Here is a 16,827-nt window from a genome sequence, read left to right on the forward strand (position 1 = left end):
GAATGGCTAACCGGTGATGACCTCCACCGGCGAGAGGACTGCGGGGAATGCCCCTGGTACGGCGGGTTATTGCACCCAGGAGCGAGAGGTTCCGGCTGTCGGCCGGGACGAGGCGTCGTGATCACGTCGATCGTAAGCCTGGTCGAATAATTGCGCTTGCTGCTCAGACAGGGGCATCCAATCAGCATCGGGCCAGCGAATCCGGTAATACGTCAGATCGGGTACATAGCTGGTATCGTCATCACTGACCGCACCCCAGCACAAAACGGTTTGCTGAGCTTGTTGCGAGACAATGACCCCCATGGTCGCGCGATATCCCGGATGCGCATTAATGTATTCAAAAACAGTGGAAATGGCTGATTGAGTCACAGTGAATCCCTCCCTGCATTATCGTCTTGCTGTTGTTGTACTTCTTAAACAGCCTTACATCGGCTGACGGAAGCCACTATAAGCGGAATAACGGGCAGGAAAAGCGCGACGTTCAAAGTAGCGGTTCATGCTACTGAGGGTGTCGTATAGTGCGACGTTTGGGGTGATTGCCAGAAATCCGTACAGACCTCCAGGTCGGTTTATCCTGGTGGTCTGTACGAACGCTTGCCTGGGTCCAGGCAAAGCAGGGATAGCTATCAGCCAGCGTAATAATCCCGATAGGCCTGCAAGGACTCAGGGTTAGCCAGCGCGGTCAGGTTGGCGGGCTCTTCACCCCGCAGAATCTGGGTGACGGCGAGCTCGACTTTCTTGCCTGAGCGGGTGTAGGGAATGGCGGGTACCTGAACGATGTCGGCCGGGACGTGGCGCGGCGTGGTGTTTTCGCGGATGCGCTGACGAATGCGGCCAATCAATGCCTTGTCCAGCTGCTGTCCTTCAGGCAGCTGCACGAACAGAATGACCTTCACGTCACCGTCGACGGCCTGCCCTACTACCAGGGAATCTGCAATCTCCGTTAGTGTCTCTACCTGACGATAGATCTCCGCAGTGCCAATACGAACGCCTCCGGGGTTCAGGGTGGTATCACTGCGGCCGTGAATCACCGCCTGGCCTGCGTCATCGAATTCGATAAAATCACCTTGGGCCCAGACACCGTCAAAGCGCTCAAAGTACGCTGCCCGGTAACGCTCGTCGCCAGGGTCGTTCCAGAAGCCAATCGGCATGCACGGTGCAGGTTGTGCACACACCAGCTCGCCGCGCTGGTTAACAACCTTCTCCCCGGCCTCATTCCAGGCCTGCACGTCCATACCCAGGTTGGGCCCCTGAATCTTGCCGCGCACGACCGGTGACCACGGGTTGCCACCGACAAAGCAGGAGACAATGTCGGTACCGCCCGAGATGGATTGCAGCATTACATCCGGTTTTAAGGCTGAGTAAACCCAGTCGTAGTCTTCCGGCGCCAGTGGCGAACCCGTCGAAAAAACCGTGGACAGAGCGCTCAGGTCGAAGGTTTTGCCAGGCTCGAGGTCCTGCTTGCGACAGGCAGAGAGGTACTTGGCGCTGGTGCCGAAGTGGGTGATGCCCAGCTTGTCCGCTAGCTGCCACAGCACATCCGACCGGGGGTACATGGGGTTACCGTCGAACAAAACCAACGACGCACCGGTCATCAGACCCGAAGCCAGCCAGTTCCACATCATCCAGCCCGTAGTGGTGAAGTAGAAAAACACGGAATCCTGCGAGATGTCGCCGTGCAGCCGGAGTTCCTTGGCATGCTGCAACAGAGTGCCCCCGGCCCCGTGTACGATGCACTTGGGCTTGCCGGTGGTACCGGAGGAATACAGGATATAAAGTGGGTGATCGAACGCCAGCTCCCGTGGCGGAGCCTCAGGCCAGTCGCGACTGACCACGTCTTCCCATTTCCAGGCACCGTCGATCACGTCGGCACTGGGCAGTGTATCAACCTGTACCCACTGCCGCACCGTTGGCAGCGCTGCCTGCAGGCTCTTAACGACCCCGGTACGTTCGATAGCCTTTCCACCATAGCCATACCCATTACCAGCGATCACCACCTTGGGCTCTACCTGACCGAAGCGATCAAGCACGCCCTCGTAGCCGAAATCGGGCGACGCTGAAGTCCAGACGGCACCAATTCGGCTTGCGGCCAGCATTCCAATGATCGCTTCGGGAGTATTACCGAGGTAAGCCGCCACCCGGTCTCCAGGTTCAACACCGCACTCGTGTTGCAGAAAACCAGCCAGTCCAGCCACCGCCTGGCGCAGATCGGCGTAACTATAACGGTGCTCGGGGCGAGTCTCGGAAAGCGCAATTAGAGCCGTATCCGCATCACGGCCGACGTGCAACAGGTTCGTACTGAAGTTCAGACGGGCCTCGGGAAACCAGCGCGCGCCAGGCATGGTCGACTGCTCGAGTACAGTCTCACCCGGGTTTCCCTGCACATTGGCAAACGCCCACAGCTCGCGCCAGAACGTAGTCAGGTTCTGTACCGACCACTGCTGCAATGCCTGGTAGTCTTCTAATTCTATCGGGTATTTGCGTTTCAACAGGTCGGCAAAGACACCCATTTGGGATTTGGCCTTTTGTTCGGCCGAAGGCGTAAATAGCACAGTCATAGCATGGCTCAGTCTGTTGTTTTTATAAGCGTCGAGCCTACTGCTTTTATCATCTTTGGCAATGAACCCGGATCACAGACCGGTTCGATGCACTGTTCTGCTGAGCTTCCACTTTGCTTTTACAGCACCCACAAAAAAACCGCCCGGAGGCGGTTTTTGGGGTCTTTCCCGTGGTTTACAGCGGGGCTTAGGAAGCCTCGTCGACCACTTCACCGTCTACAGGACGGTCTACCAGCTCAACAATCGCCATAGGCGCGTTGTCACCAGCACGGAAGCCACACTTCAGCACACGCAGGTAACCACCCGGGCGAGCCTTGTAGCGAGGACCCAATTCATTAAACAACTTACCTACAGCTACCGGAGAGCGGGTACGATCGAACGCCAGACGACGGTTGGCCACGGAGTCTTCCTTGGCCAGAGTAATCAGGGGCTCTGCGAAACGACGCAGCTCTTTTGCCTTCGGCAAGGTCGTTTTAATCACTTCGTGCTCAAACAACGAATTGCACATGTTTTGGAACATGGCTTTGCGGTGAGCACTGGTACGGTTAAAGTGACGACCAATTTTACGATGACGCATTGTTACATTCCTTACCAGCCGGACATAAGGTTACGAAAGAACCTTATCGTCATTCTTCAAACTTGCAGGTGGCCAGTTCTCGAGGACCATGCCCAGAGAAAGACCCTTGGATGCCAGAACGTCTTTGATTTCAGTCAAAGACTTCTTGCCGAGGTTCGGTGTCTTCAGCAGTTCTACTTCGGTGCGCTGAATCAGGTCACCAATGTAGTAGATGTTTTCTGCTTTCAGACAGTTGGCCGAACGCACTGTCAGTTCCAGATCGTCGACCGGACGCAGCAGGATAGGATCGATCTTGTCTTCTTCCTTCTCCGGCTCGCTTTCAGCATGGTGATCCAGGTCTACAAAGGCCGCTACCTGCTGTTGCAGGATGGTGGCTGCACGACGAATCGCTTCTTCAGGATCCAGGGTGCCCTTTGTTTCCAGCTCAATCACCAGCTTATCCAGGTCTGTACGCTGCTCTACACGCGCCGCATCGACGTTGTAGGCAACCCGAACGACCGGGCTGTAGGTAGCATCCAACTGCAGTCTACCGATGGGTTTACTCTCGTCTTCACCACTGCTGCGGGATTCCGCAGGGACATAACCACGGCCAGTGGTCACACGCAGCGTCATGCTTACATCCGCATTGCTACCCAGGTGGGCAATAATGTGATCCGGATTGGCGACTTCAACGCCATGATCCAACTGGATATCGCCCGCGGTCAGATTACCTGCGCCTTTCTTCTTCAGCGTCAGGGTCACTTCTTCGCGGTCGAACAGCTTGACGGCGACGTCTTTCAGGTTAAGCAAGATTTCCTGTACGTCTTCCTGCACACCTTCGATGGTGCTGTACTCGTGCAATACACCGTCGATCTCAACGTCGGTGATTGCGGCGCCAGGCATGGACGACAGCAGGATACGACGCAGCGCGTTGCCCAGAGTGTGACCGAAACCGCGCTCAAGCGGCTCGAGCGTGATCTTGGCCCGGTTGGCGCTGATTTCCTGCACATCGATATGACGTGGCGTCAAAAAGTCGTTGGCTGAACGCTGCATAGATGCCCCTATTTGCAGTGAGATTACTTGGAGTACAATTCCACGATCAGGTTTTCGTTGATTTCCTGACTCAGGTCAGCACGTTCGGGTTTGGACACGAACTTGCCTTCCATCTTCTTGGCATCAACTTCAACCCAGGAGACGGGCGAACGCTGTACAGAGATATCCAGCGCGCTTTGAATACGCAGCTGAGTCTTGCTCTTTTCGCGGATCGCCACGACGTCACCCGGTTGTACCTGGTAGGACGCAATGTTGACGGTTTCGCCGTTCACCAAAATGGCTTTGTGTGCAACCAACTGACGAGACTCGGAGCGGGTAGCACCAAAGCCCATGCGGTATACAACGTTATCCAGACGGGTTTCAAGAAGTTGCAACAGGTTTTCACCGGTAGCACCCTTGGAACGGGCAGCAGCCTTGTAGTAGTTACGGAACTGCTTCTCAAGAACACCGTACATGCGACGGACTTTCTGTTTCTCGCGCAGCTGTACGCCATAATCTGACAAACGACCGCGGCGTGCACCGTGTACACCAGGAACGGTTTCTGCTTTACATTTGGAGTCGAGTGAACGAACTCCGCTCTTCAGAAACAGATCTGTGCCTTCACGACGAGACAGCTTACACTTAGGACCAATATAACGTGCCATTAAACTCTGTCTCCTTTATTACACGCGGCGCTTCTTGGGCGGGCGGCAACCGTTGTGAGGGATGGGTGTCACATCGGTAATGTTGCTGATTCGATAGCCACACGCGTTCAATGCTCGTACCGCAGATTCGCGACCTGGACCGGGGCCTTTCACCTCGACGTCCAAATTCTTCAGACCATATTCCTGGGCTGCAACACCGGCTCGCTCAGCGGCGACCTGGGCTGCAAAAGGAGTGCTCTTACGAGATCCACGGAAACCGGAGCCACCGGAAGTTGCCCAGCTCAGGGCGTTTCCTTGGCGGTCCGTAATGGTCACAATGGTGTTGTTAAAGGACGCATGGATGTGCGCGATGCCATCAGCGACCTGCTTTTTCACCTTTTTGCGCGACCGGTTCGTACCTGGCTTTGCCATCTTCGATTTCCTATGCAAAAACTGTTATCAATACTGTGGTCAAAAGACCTGATTCAAGCGACCTTCAAACGGTGTTAGCGTTTGATCGGCTTCTTCGGACCTTTACGGGTGCGGGCGTTCGTCTTCGTACGCTGGCCACGCAAAGGTAGGTTACGACGGTGGCGGATACCACGGTAGCAACCCAGATCCATCAACCGCTTGATGTTCATCTGAATTTCACGACGCAAGTCACCTTCTACAGTGTACTTGCCGACTTCATTACGGATTTCGTCCAGCTTCTCGTCGGACAAATCCTTCACTTTAGCCGTAGGTTCAACCCCAACCGATGTACAGATGGCATAAGCAGTGGTGCGACCAATACCATAGATATAGGTCAGCGAGATCACCGCATGCTTGTTGTCAGGAATATTGACGCCTGCTATACGGGCCATTCAACTTACTCCGTTATCAAACGTTTAATAGAGCCGTTGTGGCTCTATTAATGAACCCCCTATTTAAGGGGCGCGAGATGATAGCGCCTGGGCCTTACAAAATCAACCCGTAATACCCTGGCGCTAACCAACCGACTGCAATTAACCCTGACGCTGCTTGTGCTTTGGATCCGTGCAGATCACACGAACAGCACCGTTACGGCGGATAATCTTGCAGTTACGGCACATTTTCTTGACTGACGCACGTACTTTCATGCTTCACTCCAATAACTGGTAATCACTCAGTCTCTTCAGTTGTTGCCAATCGACTTCAGATTGGCCTTTTTCATCACTGACGAGTACTGGTGGGACATCAAGTGACTTTGCACCTGAGCCATAAAGTCCATCACAACCACCACCACGATCAACAGCGAGGTACCACCAAAGTAAAACGGAACGTTGGCGGCTATCACCAGGGCCTGGGGCAGCAAGGACACAGCGGTAATGTACATCGCACCAAAGAAGGTCAGCCGTGCAGACACACCGTCGATATAACGGGAAGTCTGCTCACCTGGGCGAATCCCCGGTATAAATGCACCGGACCGCTTCAGGTTTTCAGCCACATCCTTCGGATTGAAGGTTACTGCTGTGTAGAAATAGCAGAAGAAGACGACTGCGAATGCGAACAGCAGAATGTACAGCGGCTGGCCCGGACTGAGCAGCAGAGCGATATCCTGCATCCAGCCCATACCGTCACCACTGCCAAACCAGTTACCCAGCGAAGCCGGGAACAGCAAGAGGCTGGAGGCAAAGATGGGCGGAATCACACCGGCCATGTTGATCTTCAGCGGCAAATGACTGCTCTGAGCCTGGAACACCTTACGACCTTGCTGACGCTTGGCGTAATTGATGGTGATCCGGCGCTGGCCGCGTTCAATAAAGACAATGAACGCTACCACAGCCACCGCAACCAGACCGATCAACAGCAGAGCAATAATGCTGAGTTCACCCTGACGGGCACTCTCAAAGCTCTGGCCGATTGCACCGGGCAAGCCCGCTACAATGCCCGCGAAAATCAGCATGGAAATACCATTGCCAATACCGCGTTCAGTGATCTGTTCACCCAGCCACATCATGAACATGGTGCCGCAAGTCAGCGTGACCACGGCAACAAAGTAAAATGACGGACCAGTATCGAACGCTATGTTCTGGCTGGCCAGACCCGCCGAGAGGGCGAAAGACTGGATAATAGCCAGCACCAGCGTGCCGTATCGGGTGTACTGGCTCATCTTGCGACGGCCAGCTTCACCTTCCTTCTTGAGCTGTTCCAGATGGGGACTCACGACCGTCAGGAGCTGCATGATAATCGACGCGGAAATGTACGGCATAATGCCGAGCGCGAAGATACTCATACGTTCCAGTGCGCCACCGGAGAACATGTTGAACATGCTCAGGATGGTGTCACGGTTACGCTCGAACAATGCAGACAGACTGTCCGGGTTAATACCCGGAACTGGAATGTGTGCACCGATACGGTAGACCAGGAGCGCTAACAGAAGGAAGCGAAGGCGAGTCCAAAGCTCGCCCAGCCCTCCTTGCGACCCGGCCGGTAGTCCTTGTCTGGTCATGGAGAATTATTCCTCTACCTTTCCGCCCGCAGCTTCAATGGCTGCCTTTGCACCCTTGGTGACTTTCAGACCCTTGACCGTAACGGCCTGGCTGATTTCACCTGACAGGATGACACGCGCGCGCTTGATTTTTTCACCGATGATATCGGCTTTTTTCAACGCAGCGAGATCCACAACCTCGACACCGGCCTTGACCAGTTCATGCAGGCGAATCTCAGCGACAAAAGGCGCCTGACGGGAGGTAAAACCAAATTTCGGCAAGCGACGCTGCAAAGGCATCTGACCGCCTTCGAAACCTGGCTTGACGGAACCGCCTGAACGGGACTTCTGACCCTTGTGACCACGACCGCCGGTCTTACCCAGACCAGAGCCGATACCACGGCCAACCCGCTTGGGAGCGGTTGTCGAGCCCTCAGCGGGGCTCAATGTATTCAGAAACATGTTACTCACCCTCAACCACGCGAACCATATAGTTCACTTTGTTGATCATGCCACGAACGGAAGGAGTATCTTCCAGTTCGCGGACCTGGCCCACCTTCTTCAAACCCAGACCCTGAACGCACAATTTATGCTTGGGCTGAGTTGCGATGGGGCTGCGGAACAGCTGAACCTTTACTGTTTTTGCTTTAGCCATGTCCGTTACTCCGTAATGTATTCGACGGACTTGCCACGCTTGGCAGCCACATCTTCAGGAGAACGCATCTTGGCCAAACCGTTAACGGTTGCACGTACGACGTTAACCGGATTGGTTGAGCCGTAGCACTTGGCCAGAACGTTTTGCACACCGGCAACTTCCAGAACGGCACGCATAGCGCCGCCTGCAATGACACCAGTACCGTCTGAAGCAGGCTGCATGTATACCTTGGAAGCGCCGTGACGGGCGTTTACCGGATATTGCAACGTGCCTTCAGTCAGTTGAACCTGGATCATGTTGCGGCGAGCCGCGTCCATCGCCTTCTGGATCGCAACAGGCACTTCACGCGCCTTGCCACGGCCAAAGCCGACTTTACCATTGCCGTCGCCAACAACTGTCAGTGCAGTAAAACCGAAAATCCGGCCACCTTTCACCACTTTGGCTACTCGGTTTACCTGGACCAATTTTTCCTGCAGATCGCCGCCAGCTTGAGCTTGATCGTTATTTGCCATCATTCGCACCTTAGAATTTCAGGCCACCTTCACGGGCAGCGTCTGCCAAAGCCTTCACACGGCCATGGTATTTAAAACCAGACCGGTCAAAAGCCACCTGTTCGATACCGGCTGCCTTGGCCCGCTCTGCGATCAGAGCGCCTACCTTGATAGCGGCATCTACGTTACTCGTCGCGTCTTTACGCAGCGATTCGTCCAGCGTAGACGCTGATGCAACCACAACGCTGCCATTGGGAGCGATGACTTGCGCGTAAATATGCTGGTTCGACCGGTTTACACACAGACGGTGCACGCCCAATTCGCGGATCTTGATGCGGCTGCGGCGAGCACGGCGTAAACGGGATACTTTCTTTTCGTTCATGACCTATGCCCTTATTTTTTCTTGGCTTCTTTACGACGGACGTATTCATCCGCGTACCGAACACCTTTGCCTTTGTACGGTTCCGGCGGACGGAACGCACGAATTTCTGCGGCGACCTGACCCAACTGCTGCTTATCGGCGCTTTTCAGCACGATTTCAGTGTTGCTAGGGGTCTCGGCCGACACACCTGCAGGCAGGGTGTAATCGATCGGATGGGAGAAGCCCAGTGTCAAATTGACGGAACTGCCGGATGCTTTCGCACGATAACCGACACCGTTCAGTTGCAGGCGCTTTTCAAAACCGGTGGTGACACCGACAACCATGTTGTTAACCAGAGCACGCATGGTGCCTGACATGGCGTGCGCGATCTTGCCTCCATCACGGGGGGCAAAGGTCAGCGTGTTGCCGTCCTGCTTTATTTCTACAGAACCGTGCAGATTGGTTTCAAGAGCTGCATTGGAGCCCTTGACAGAAATCTTGTCGCTAGCGAGCTTGACTTCCACACCTGCCGGAACCGTAATAGGAGCGTTAGCTATTCGAGACATCGTTCAACTCCCTTAGAAGACTTCGCAGATGATTTCACCGCCCACACCCGCAGCACGGGCCGCGCGGTCGGTCATAACGCCTTTGGATGTTGAAACGATGGCGATACCCAGCCCGCCCGATACCTTGGGCAGCTCGTCGCTGCCGCGGTATTGACGCAGACCTGGGCGTGAAACGCGCTTGATCGATTCAATCACCGGCTTGCCTTCAAAGTAACGCAGGGTGATGTGCATTACCTTTTTGCCTTCGCCCTCAACAGAAAAGTCATCCACGAACCCTTCGTTCTTCAGCACGGTCGCAACAGCGATCTTTTGCTTTGAAGACGGCAGGGTAACAATGGCGTGACTGGACTGCTGAGCATTACGGATACGTGTGAACATATCCGCAAGTGTGTCTTGCATGCTCATTCAATATTACCTCTAAGTGTACAGCGAGTGCGGTAACCGGGGCGACATGCCCCAGTCCGGACCACTTTGCTTACCAACTTGACTTTTTCAAACCCGGAACATTGCCCAACATGGCTTGTTCACGCAGCTTGATACGTGACAGACCGAACTTGCGGTAAACCGCATGTGGACGGCCGGTCAACTGACAGCGGCGCTGCAGTCTAACAGGACTTGCGTCTCTTGGCAGCTTTTGCAGCGATTGCTGTGCTTCCCAAACCTGCTCATCAGTACTGCTGGAGTCTTTGATGATCGCTTTGAGCTTTGCACGCTTCTCAGCATACTTGGCGATGGTCTTGATGCGCTTGGCTTCACGCGCCTTCATACTTACTTTAGCCATGACCTTTCCCCTTAACCTTTGAATGGGAAGGCCAGCGCCTTCAGCAATGCGCGACCTTCGTCATTGGTGCGAGCAGTTGTGGTCACTGTAATATCCAGACCACGCAGCTTATCGACCTTATCGTATTCGATTTCAGGGAAGATAATCTGCTCTTTCACACCCATGCTGTAGTTGCCACGGCCGTCGAATGACTTGGGGTTAATACCCCGGAAGTCACGCATACGCGGCAATGAAATGTCGATCAGACGATCCATAAATTCCCACATACGCTCACCGCGCAGTGTGACTTTACAGCCAATCGGCCAGTCTTCACGAACTTTGAAACCCGCGATGGACTTGCGCGCCTTGGTGACCATGACCTTCTGGCCAGCGATCGCTTCAAGGTTTGCAACAGCGTTATCCATCTGCTTTTTGTCGCCGATAGCTTCGCCCACGCCCATGTTCAAGGTGATCTTGGTGACGCGCGGGATTTCCATGACGTTCTTGTACCCGAACTCTTCTTGGAGTGCAGGGACAGCGTCAGTTTTGTAGAGCTCTTTGAGTCTAGACATGTCGTATCCCGCCCTTATACACCAATTTCTTTCTTCGTGGACTTGAAGATGCGGACCTTGGTACCGTCTTCTTTGATCAAAAAGCCAACCCGGTCGCCCTTGTTGGTTTCTGAATTGAAGATCGCTACGTTGGAGGCCGCAATCGGAGCCTCTTTCTCGACGATCCCGCCCTGGACACCCAGGTTCGGGTTCGGCTTCTGGTGCTTCTTCATCAGATTCACACCAGATACCACAAAACGCGGGCCTTTCTTGGCGTCGCTGATCACCTTGGTGATCTTGCCGCGCTTGCCTTTGTCTTTCCCGGCAATTACGACAACGTCGTCGCCACTTTTAAACTTGTTCATTCGCTACTCCACTTCCTGCTACCGTCCAGTAACGTAAGCCCAGAGGGCTTACAGTACTTCCGGCGCCAGGGAAATGATTTTCATAAATTTCTCGGTACGCAGTTCACGGGTCACCGGGCCAAAGATCCGGGTGCCGATCGGGGCGTGCTGAGTGTTAAGTAACACCGCAGAGTTGGTGTCAAAACGGATCACGGATCCGTCAGGGCGACGTACACCCTTGCGCGTGCGCACAACAACAGCGTTCATCACTTGACCTTTTTTGACCTTGCCGCGAGGAATTGCTTCCTTCACGGAGACCTTGATCAAGTCACCAATGCCGGCATAGCGACGGTGAGAACCGCCCAACACCTTGATGCACTGGACGCGCTTGGCACCGCTGTTATCCGCAACGTCTAAAACGGTTTCTGTTTGAATCATCTCTCAAACTCCCAGGCGCTGTTAAACGGTAGTCGCACGTTCTTCAACGCGAACCAGACGCCAAGTCTTGGACTTGGACAAAGGACGGCATTCTTCGATGGTGACGAAGTCGCCGATCTGGCACTCATTGTTTTCATCGTGCGCATGCATCTTGGTAGAACGCTTTACGATTTTCCCGTAAATCGGGTGAGTAACCGTACGCTCTATCTTTACGGTAACGGTCTTTTCAGCCTTGTTGCTGACGACCTGACCGGTCACGGTACGGGCTGTTTGTTCAGACATATCAAGCACCTGCTTTCTGAGTCAATACTGTTTTGACACGAGCGATGTCCTTGCGGACTTGCTTCAGCAGATGCGTCTGAGTCAACTGACCCGTCGCTTTTTGCATGCGATATTTGAACTGATCGCGAAGCAACTCCAACAGGGTGTTATTCAGCTCGTCTACGGACTTTTCACGAAGATCACTAGCGTTCATTACATCACCTGCCGTTTAACAACAACGGTTGATATCGGCAATTTGGCAGCTGCAAGGCGGAACGCCTCCAAAGCCACATCTTCACCAACACCTTCCATTTCGTACAAGACTTTACCGGGCTGAATCTGAGCTACCCAGTATTCTACGTTACCCTTACCTTTACCCATCCGAACTTCCAAGGGCTTCTTGGAAATGGGCTTGTCCGGGAAAACGCGGATCCAGATCTTGCCGCCACGTTTAATGTGACGTGTCATCGCGCGACGAGCAGCTTCGATTTGACGAGCTGTAATGCGTCCGCGCCCTGTTGCCTTCAGCGCGTACTCGCCGAAGCTCACTTTGCTACCGCGCAGTGCCAGGCCGCGGTTACGGCCCTTTTGCATTTTGCGGAACTTTGTACGTTTAGGTTGCAGCATCTACGTACTCCTTACCGTGAAGCCTTTTTCTTGGGCGCCTTGGCTTGAGCACGAACTTGCTCGATACCACCCAGGATTTCGCCTTTGAAAATCCACACTTTGATACCGATCACACCGTAAGTGGTGTGTGCTTCGGCCGTAGCGTAGTCGATGTCAGCACGCAGCGTGTGCAAGGGAACGCGACCTTCGAGATACCACTCGGTCCGCGCAATCTCAGCACCACCCAAACGGCCACTGACCTGAATCCGAACACCTTTCGCGCCATTGCGCATCGCGTTCTGCATCACACGCTTCATCGCGCGGCGGAACATGACACGACGCTCGAGCTGGCCAGCTACAGACTGGGCAACCAGTTTGGAGTCCAGATCAGGCTTGCGGATCTCTTCGATGTTGATGTGCACCGGAATCCCCATCATGGCGGATACTTCCTGACGCAGCACTTCTACATCTTCACCTTTCTTGCCGATGACAATGCCAGGGCGAGCGGTGTGGATGGTGATCTTGGCGTTCTGTGCAGGACGCTCAATCACGATTTTACTTACTGACGCTTTTTCCAGTTTCTTCTCCAGGTAGCTACGAACTTTAATATCGTTCAGCAGCTTCTTGGAGTAATCCTTGGAGTCGGCATACCAGACCGAACTATGGTCTTTAGTGATGCCGAGCCGGATCCCGGTGGGATGTACTTTCTGGCCCATCTGTCATTCTCCCCTTATTTCTCGGCAACCTTGACCGTAATGTGGCTCGTACGCTTAAAGATACGATCAGCACGGCCTTTAGCACGCGGACGGATACGCTTCATGGTCATACCTTCATCTACAAAGATGGAGGCGACTGAAAGCTCATCTACGTCTGCACCGTCATTGTGTTCTGCATTCGCAATGGCCGATTCCAGAACCTTCTTGACGATTGCAGCACCTTTTTGAGGGCTGAATGTCAGCAGATCCAGGGCTTCCGCCACTGACTTGCCGCGAATCATGTCTGCTACAAGACGACCTTTCTGAGCAGACAAGCGAGCACCGCGTAATACAGCTTGTGTTTCCATCATGTCTACCCTCTATTACCGCTTAGCCTTCTTGTCCGCAACATGACCCTTATAAGTACGAGTCAGCGCGAATTCACCCAACTTATGACCCACCATGTCCTCTGTGACATAAACAGGTACATGTTGACGGCCATTATGGACTGCAAAGGTCAACCCGACGAATTCCGGGAAGATTGTGGAGCGACGCGACCAGGTTTTCAGGGGCCGTTTGTCACCGTTTTCCAGTGCAGCCTCTACCTTCTTCATCAAGTGCAGGTCGACGAATGGACCCTTCTTAAGTGAACGTGGCACAGCCTTTTCCTCTTATTTCAGTTACTTCGAAGAACGACGACGAACGATATACTTGTCCGTGCGCTTGTTCTTACGAGTTTTGTATCCCTTGGTGGGAACACCCCAAGGCGTGACCGGATGACGTCCACCCGAGGTTTTACCTTCACCACCACCGTGCGGGTGATCGACCGGGTTCATTACAACACCACGAACCGTCGGACGGACACCACGCCAGCGAGTAGCACCGGCTTTACCCAATACACGCAGGCTATGTTCAGAGTTGCTCACTTCACCCAGGGTGGCGCGGCAATCTGACAGAACTTTACGCATTTCACCGGACCGCAAACGCAAGGTGGCATAGGTGCCTTCGCGCGCGACCAGCTGAGCTGAGTTACCTGCAGAGCGGACCATTTGGCCACCCTTGCCGGGCTTCATCTCAATATTGTGAATCGTCGAACCCAGAGGAATGCTGCGCAGTGGCATGGTGTTGCCCACTTTGATTGGCGCGTGCTCTCCGGATACGATTTGATCACCTGCCGTCAAACCGGCCGGCGCCAGAATGTAACGACGCTCACCGTCTGCATACAGAACCAGGGCGATGTTCGCAGTCCGGTTCGGATCGTATTCCAGACGCTCAACTTTGGCATTGATGCCATCTTTGTTGCGCTTGAAATCAACCTTGCGGTAATGCGACTTGTGACCACCACCAATGTGCCGCGTGGTAATGCGACCCATGTTGTTACGGCCACCGCTCTTGGACTGCTTTTCAACCAGTGGCGCGTATGGCGCACCGGTGTGCAGTTCGGCGTTGTAAGTCTTGATAACGTGACGACGTCCAGCTGACGTCGGCTTTGCTTTAACAATAGCCATTGTTCGCAACCCCTACCTTATTCTGCAGCCAGGAAATCAATTTCTTGGCCTTCAGCCAGACGAACATAGGCTTTCTTAACGTCGTTACGCTTACCAACGCCGCGCTGAGTGCGCTTTACCTTGCCCTTCTGGATCAGAGTGTGAACAGACTGAACTTTAACTTCGAACAGTTGCTCAACGGCCTTCTTGATTTCCGGCTTAGTTGCATCCTTGGCCACACGAAATACGTACTGGCCAGTGCCTTCCGCTACGATGGTCGCTTTCTCGGAGATGTGCGGACCGTAAACGACCTGATAGATGCGTTCCTGGTTCATGCCAAAACCTCCTCAAGCTTCTTGAGCGCGGCAACAGTAATGACCACTTTTTCGTAGGCCACCAGGCTTACCGGGTTGATGCCAGCAACATCACTGACTTCAACGTGCGGTACGTTGCGAGCAGACAAGTACAGGTTTGAATCAACGTCGTCAGACACGATCAAAGCATTGCTCACGTCCAGCTCTTTCATTTTGGACAGAAATGCTTTGGTCTTTGGCTGTTCGATGCCCAGACCTTCAACCACGATCAGACGGTCCTGACGAACCAGTTCTGACAGGATTGATTTCATCGCACCACGGTACATTTTACGGTTAACTTTTTGTGACCAGTCTTGCGGACGGGCTGCAAAGGTTTTACCGCCGCCAACCCAGATGGGTGAACGAATGGTACCGGCACGGGCACGGCCTGTGCCTTTTTGACGCCAGGGTTTTTTACCGCCACCGGCTACATCAGAGCGGCTCTTCTGAGCGCGGCTGCCTTGACGGCCACCGGCCAGGAAGGCGTTAACGACCTGATGAACCAGAGCTTCATTGAATTCTTTGCCGAACGTCGCGTCGGAAACTTCAACCTTGGCGCTGGCTTGTCCTGCAATATTAATATCCATTGCTTACCTCTTAGCCTTTAACCGCGGGTTGAACAACAACGTGAGAACCTGTTGCACCGGGCAATGCGCCCTTTATCAACAACAAGTTACGCTCTGCGTCGACGCGAACGATCTCAAGTGACTGCACAGTAGAGCGCTCAGCACCCATGTGGCCAGACATCTTCTTGCCTTTCCACACACGACCTGGCGTCTGGCACTGGCCGATAGAGCCCGGTGCGCGGTGAGACAGTGAGTTACCGTGAGTTGCGTCTTGCATGCTGAAGTTGTGGCGCTTGATCGCACCAGCGAAGCCTTTACCCTTGGAGGTTCCGGTCACATCCACGCGCTGACCTGCTTCGAACAGGACAACGGTCAATTCTTCGCCAGCCTTCAGTTCGGCTGCTTCCTTCAGAGTGAATTCACGAGTGAACACACCGGCTTCAACACTGGCTTTCGCGAAGTGTCCTGCCTGAGACTTGGTGACGCGATTGGCACGACGAGTACCAGCGGTTAGCTGGACTGCATAGTAGCCATCGGTTTCCACGCTCTTTACTTGCGAGACCCGGTTGGGCTCGACTTCTACGACGGTCACTGGAATGGAAACGCCGTCTTCAGTGAAGACGCGAGTCATGCCAGTCTTACGACCAATCAGACCAATTGACATTTCTTTCTTTCCTCTATGTACGGGGCTAAAACCCGCTATGGCCGCCCAGTTACTGCGCCTGTAACCACTTAATGATTTACTGCAGCTTGGGCTGTTACATTAGAGACTCAGCGATTAGCCGAGGCTAATCTGTACGTCCACACCTGCCGCCAAGTCCAACTTCATCAACGCGTCTACGGTCTTTTCAGTTGGCTCAACGATATCCAGCATACGCTTGTGAGTACGAATTTCGTACTGATCACGCGCATCCTTGTTCACGTGCGGAGAGACCAGCACGGTGTAGCGTTCTCTGCGAGTCGGCAACGGGATCGGGCCCCGCACCTGTGCACCAGTACGCTTAGCCGTATCGACGATCTCCTGAGTCGAAGCATCGATCAGGCGATGATCGAACGCTTTCAAGCGTATTCTGATCTTTTGGTTCTGCATGTGACCAAAGCTCCAAGATTGTTAAACAGCAATATACCCCCGGGAAATCAGGGGAGGCGTATTGTATGTATCTTGAGCAGGGCTGTCAACGGCGATTAGGAAAGGAGTTGTAGGCGGGATTTTCAGTTAAAAATCAGAGGGTTAAAGCAAAAGAGGCGCCGTTGAGGCGCCTCTTTTTGAGCTGTTAGCTGCGAGCTTCGAGTTATGAGCCGTTACTAACAGCTCGTCGCTCTCAACTCAAAGCCAATCTTTACTTAATGATCTTCGCAACAACACCCGCACCTACGGTACGGCCGCCTTCACGAATCGCGAAACGCAGACCTTCGTCCATCGCGATCGGGGCGATCAGGGTAACGTCCATCTT

The 16,827-nt window shown here is 53.8% G+C and carries 31 protein-coding genes; all 31 read right to left on the reverse strand.

Going from position 1 to position 16,827, the window contains the following annotated elements; translation table 11 throughout:
• Positions 1 to 66: 66 nt before the first annotated feature.
• On the reverse strand, positions 67 to 369 hold the full coding sequence (locus ACHUE7_RS20405) for a hypothetical protein (RefSeq protein ID WP_394171698.1): 303 nt from the start codon (positions 367 to 369) through the stop codon (positions 67 to 69).
• A 257-nt stretch (positions 370 to 626) separates the two neighbouring features.
• Complete coding sequence (locus ACHUE7_RS20410; RefSeq protein ID WP_394171699.1) at positions 627 to 2,558, reverse strand: acetoacetate--CoA ligase; 1,932 nt, start codon at positions 2,556 to 2,558, stop codon at positions 627 to 629.
• A 187-nt stretch (positions 2,559 to 2,745) separates the two neighbouring features.
• On the reverse strand, positions 2,746 to 3,135 hold the full coding sequence (rplQ, locus tag ACHUE7_RS20415) for a 50S ribosomal protein L17 (RefSeq protein ID WP_127559608.1): 390 nt from the start codon (positions 3,133 to 3,135) through the stop codon (positions 2,746 to 2,748).
• A 30-nt stretch (positions 3,136 to 3,165) separates the two neighbouring features.
• On the reverse strand, positions 3,166 to 4,167 hold the full coding sequence (locus ACHUE7_RS20420) for a DNA-directed RNA polymerase subunit alpha (RefSeq protein WP_028671271.1): 1,002 nt from the start codon (positions 4,165 to 4,167) through the stop codon (positions 3,166 to 3,168).
• Between the two features lie 23 nt (positions 4,168 to 4,190).
• A complete protein-coding gene (rpsD, locus tag ACHUE7_RS20425) occupies positions 4,191 to 4,811 on the reverse strand; it encodes a 30S ribosomal protein S4 (RefSeq protein ID WP_348474136.1) in 621 nt (206 codons plus the stop codon).
• A gap of 18 nt (positions 4,812 to 4,829) precedes the next feature.
• The gene (rpsK, locus tag ACHUE7_RS20430; protein WP_028671273.1) at positions 4,830 to 5,222 is read right to left on the reverse strand and encodes a 30S ribosomal protein S11; all 393 of its coding nucleotides are present in this window, start codon (positions 5,220 to 5,222) and stop codon (positions 4,830 to 4,832) included.
• 74 nt (positions 5,223 to 5,296) lie between these two features.
• Positions 5,297 to 5,653 carry a 30S ribosomal protein S13 gene (rpsM, locus tag ACHUE7_RS20435; protein ID WP_028671274.1) on the reverse strand — a complete coding sequence of 119 codons (357 nt, stop codon included), beginning with the start codon at positions 5,651 to 5,653 and terminating at the stop codon, positions 5,297 to 5,299.
• Between the two features lie 141 nt (positions 5,654 to 5,794).
• Positions 5,795 to 5,908, reverse strand: a complete 114-nt coding sequence (gene rpmJ / locus ACHUE7_RS20440) for a 50S ribosomal protein L36 (RefSeq protein WP_348474137.1) — start codon at positions 5,906 to 5,908, stop codon at positions 5,795 to 5,797.
• Positions 5,909 to 5,943: 35 nt separating this feature from the next.
• Positions 5,944 to 7,260: a preprotein translocase subunit SecY gene (secY, locus tag ACHUE7_RS20445; protein WP_028671275.1), complete on the reverse strand. Its 1,317-nt coding sequence runs from the start codon at positions 7,258 to 7,260 to the stop codon at positions 5,944 to 5,946.
• Positions 7,261 to 7,266: 6 nt separating this feature from the next.
• The gene (gene rplO, locus ACHUE7_RS20450) at positions 7,267 to 7,701 is read right to left on the reverse strand and encodes a 50S ribosomal protein L15 (RefSeq protein ID WP_028671276.1); all 435 of its coding nucleotides are present in this window, start codon (positions 7,699 to 7,701) and stop codon (positions 7,267 to 7,269) included.
• A gap of 1 nt (position 7,702) precedes the next feature.
• Positions 7,703 to 7,894, reverse strand: a complete 192-nt coding sequence (rpmD, locus tag ACHUE7_RS20455; protein ID WP_127559604.1) for a 50S ribosomal protein L30 — start codon at positions 7,892 to 7,894, stop codon at positions 7,703 to 7,705.
• Positions 7,895 to 7,899: 5 nt separating this feature from the next.
• Positions 7,900 to 8,406 (reverse strand): 30S ribosomal protein S5, encoded by a 507-nt coding sequence (rpsE, locus tag ACHUE7_RS20460; RefSeq protein ID WP_028671278.1) that lies wholly within the window; start codon positions 8,404 to 8,406, stop codon positions 7,900 to 7,902.
• A 10-nt stretch (positions 8,407 to 8,416) separates the two neighbouring features.
• Positions 8,417 to 8,767 (reverse strand): 50S ribosomal protein L18, encoded by a 351-nt coding sequence (gene rplR, locus ACHUE7_RS20465; RefSeq protein ID WP_348474138.1) that lies wholly within the window; start codon positions 8,765 to 8,767, stop codon positions 8,417 to 8,419.
• Positions 8,768 to 8,778: 11 nt separating this feature from the next.
• Entirely contained in the window at positions 8,779 to 9,312 is a 534-nt protein-coding gene (gene rplF / locus ACHUE7_RS20470) for a 50S ribosomal protein L6 (RefSeq protein WP_348474139.1), read from the reverse strand.
• Between the two features lie 12 nt (positions 9,313 to 9,324).
• Positions 9,325 to 9,717: a 30S ribosomal protein S8 gene (rpsH, locus tag ACHUE7_RS20475; protein WP_348474140.1), complete on the reverse strand. Its 393-nt coding sequence runs from the start codon at positions 9,715 to 9,717 to the stop codon at positions 9,325 to 9,327.
• A 70-nt stretch (positions 9,718 to 9,787) separates the two neighbouring features.
• Complete coding sequence (rpsN, locus tag ACHUE7_RS20480; protein WP_348474141.1) at positions 9,788 to 10,093, reverse strand: 30S ribosomal protein S14; 306 nt, start codon at positions 10,091 to 10,093, stop codon at positions 9,788 to 9,790.
• Between the two features lie 11 nt (positions 10,094 to 10,104).
• Positions 10,105 to 10,644, reverse strand: coding sequence for a 50S ribosomal protein L5 (gene rplE, locus ACHUE7_RS20485; RefSeq protein ID WP_127559594.1), 540 nt, complete (start codon positions 10,642 to 10,644; stop codon positions 10,105 to 10,107).
• Positions 10,645 to 10,658: 14 nt separating this feature from the next.
• The gene (gene rplX, locus ACHUE7_RS20490; protein ID WP_213676711.1) at positions 10,659 to 10,988 is read right to left on the reverse strand and encodes a 50S ribosomal protein L24; all 330 of its coding nucleotides are present in this window, start codon (positions 10,986 to 10,988) and stop codon (positions 10,659 to 10,661) included.
• Between the two features lie 48 nt (positions 10,989 to 11,036).
• Entirely contained in the window at positions 11,037 to 11,405 is a 369-nt protein-coding gene (gene rplN, locus ACHUE7_RS20495) for a 50S ribosomal protein L14 (RefSeq protein WP_127559591.1), read from the reverse strand.
• Between the two features lie 21 nt (positions 11,406 to 11,426).
• A complete protein-coding gene (gene rpsQ / locus ACHUE7_RS20500; protein WP_127559589.1) occupies positions 11,427 to 11,687 on the reverse strand; it encodes a 30S ribosomal protein S17 in 261 nt (86 codons plus the stop codon).
• Between the two features lies 1 nt (position 11,688).
• Positions 11,689 to 11,880, reverse strand: a complete 192-nt coding sequence (rpmC, locus tag ACHUE7_RS20505; RefSeq protein WP_028671287.1) for a 50S ribosomal protein L29 — start codon at positions 11,878 to 11,880, stop codon at positions 11,689 to 11,691.
• Positions 11,880 to 12,293, reverse strand: coding sequence for a 50S ribosomal protein L16 (gene rplP / locus ACHUE7_RS20510; protein WP_127559588.1), 414 nt, complete (start codon positions 12,291 to 12,293; stop codon positions 11,880 to 11,882). The genes rpmC and rplP overlap by 1 nt, the downstream gene beginning before the upstream one ends.
• A gap of 11 nt (positions 12,294 to 12,304) precedes the next feature.
• Positions 12,305 to 12,988, reverse strand: coding sequence for a 30S ribosomal protein S3 (gene rpsC / locus ACHUE7_RS20515; RefSeq protein ID WP_213676710.1), 684 nt, complete (start codon positions 12,986 to 12,988; stop codon positions 12,305 to 12,307).
• A 14-nt stretch (positions 12,989 to 13,002) separates the two neighbouring features.
• Entirely contained in the window at positions 13,003 to 13,335 is a 333-nt protein-coding gene (gene rplV / locus ACHUE7_RS20520; protein WP_028671290.1) for a 50S ribosomal protein L22, read from the reverse strand.
• Positions 13,336 to 13,350: 15 nt separating this feature from the next.
• Positions 13,351 to 13,626 carry a 30S ribosomal protein S19 gene (gene rpsS / locus ACHUE7_RS20525; protein WP_028671291.1) on the reverse strand — a complete coding sequence of 92 codons (276 nt, stop codon included), beginning with the start codon at positions 13,624 to 13,626 and terminating at the stop codon, positions 13,351 to 13,353.
• Between the two features lie 21 nt (positions 13,627 to 13,647).
• On the reverse strand, positions 13,648 to 14,475 hold the full coding sequence (gene rplB / locus ACHUE7_RS20530; protein ID WP_028671292.1) for a 50S ribosomal protein L2: 828 nt from the start codon (positions 14,473 to 14,475) through the stop codon (positions 13,648 to 13,650).
• Positions 14,476 to 14,492: 17 nt separating this feature from the next.
• The gene (rplW, locus tag ACHUE7_RS20535; protein WP_028671293.1) at positions 14,493 to 14,789 is read right to left on the reverse strand and encodes a 50S ribosomal protein L23; all 297 of its coding nucleotides are present in this window, start codon (positions 14,787 to 14,789) and stop codon (positions 14,493 to 14,495) included.
• Entirely contained in the window at positions 14,786 to 15,394 is a 609-nt protein-coding gene (gene rplD, locus ACHUE7_RS20540; protein WP_213676709.1) for a 50S ribosomal protein L4, read from the reverse strand. The genes rplW and rplD overlap by 4 nt, the downstream gene beginning before the upstream one ends.
• Positions 15,395 to 15,404: 10 nt before the next feature.
• A complete protein-coding gene (gene rplC, locus ACHUE7_RS20545; protein ID WP_127559584.1) occupies positions 15,405 to 16,037 on the reverse strand; it encodes a 50S ribosomal protein L3 in 633 nt (210 codons plus the stop codon).
• A 114-nt stretch (positions 16,038 to 16,151) separates the two neighbouring features.
• Positions 16,152 to 16,463, reverse strand: coding sequence for a 30S ribosomal protein S10 (gene rpsJ, locus ACHUE7_RS20550; protein ID WP_028671296.1), 312 nt, complete (start codon positions 16,461 to 16,463; stop codon positions 16,152 to 16,154).
• Positions 16,464 to 16,713: 250 nt separating this feature from the next.
• Positions 16,714 to 16,827 (reverse strand): EF-Tu C-terminal domain-related protein (locus tag ACHUE7_RS20555; RefSeq protein ID WP_463559188.1); only part of this gene is annotated, 114 nt, incomplete at its 5' end.

The sequence above is a fragment of the Saccharospirillum alexandrii genome, from assembly GCF_043641555.1.
Lineage (GTDB): Bacteria > Pseudomonadota > Gammaproteobacteria > Pseudomonadales > Natronospirillaceae > Saccharospirillum > Saccharospirillum alexandrii_A.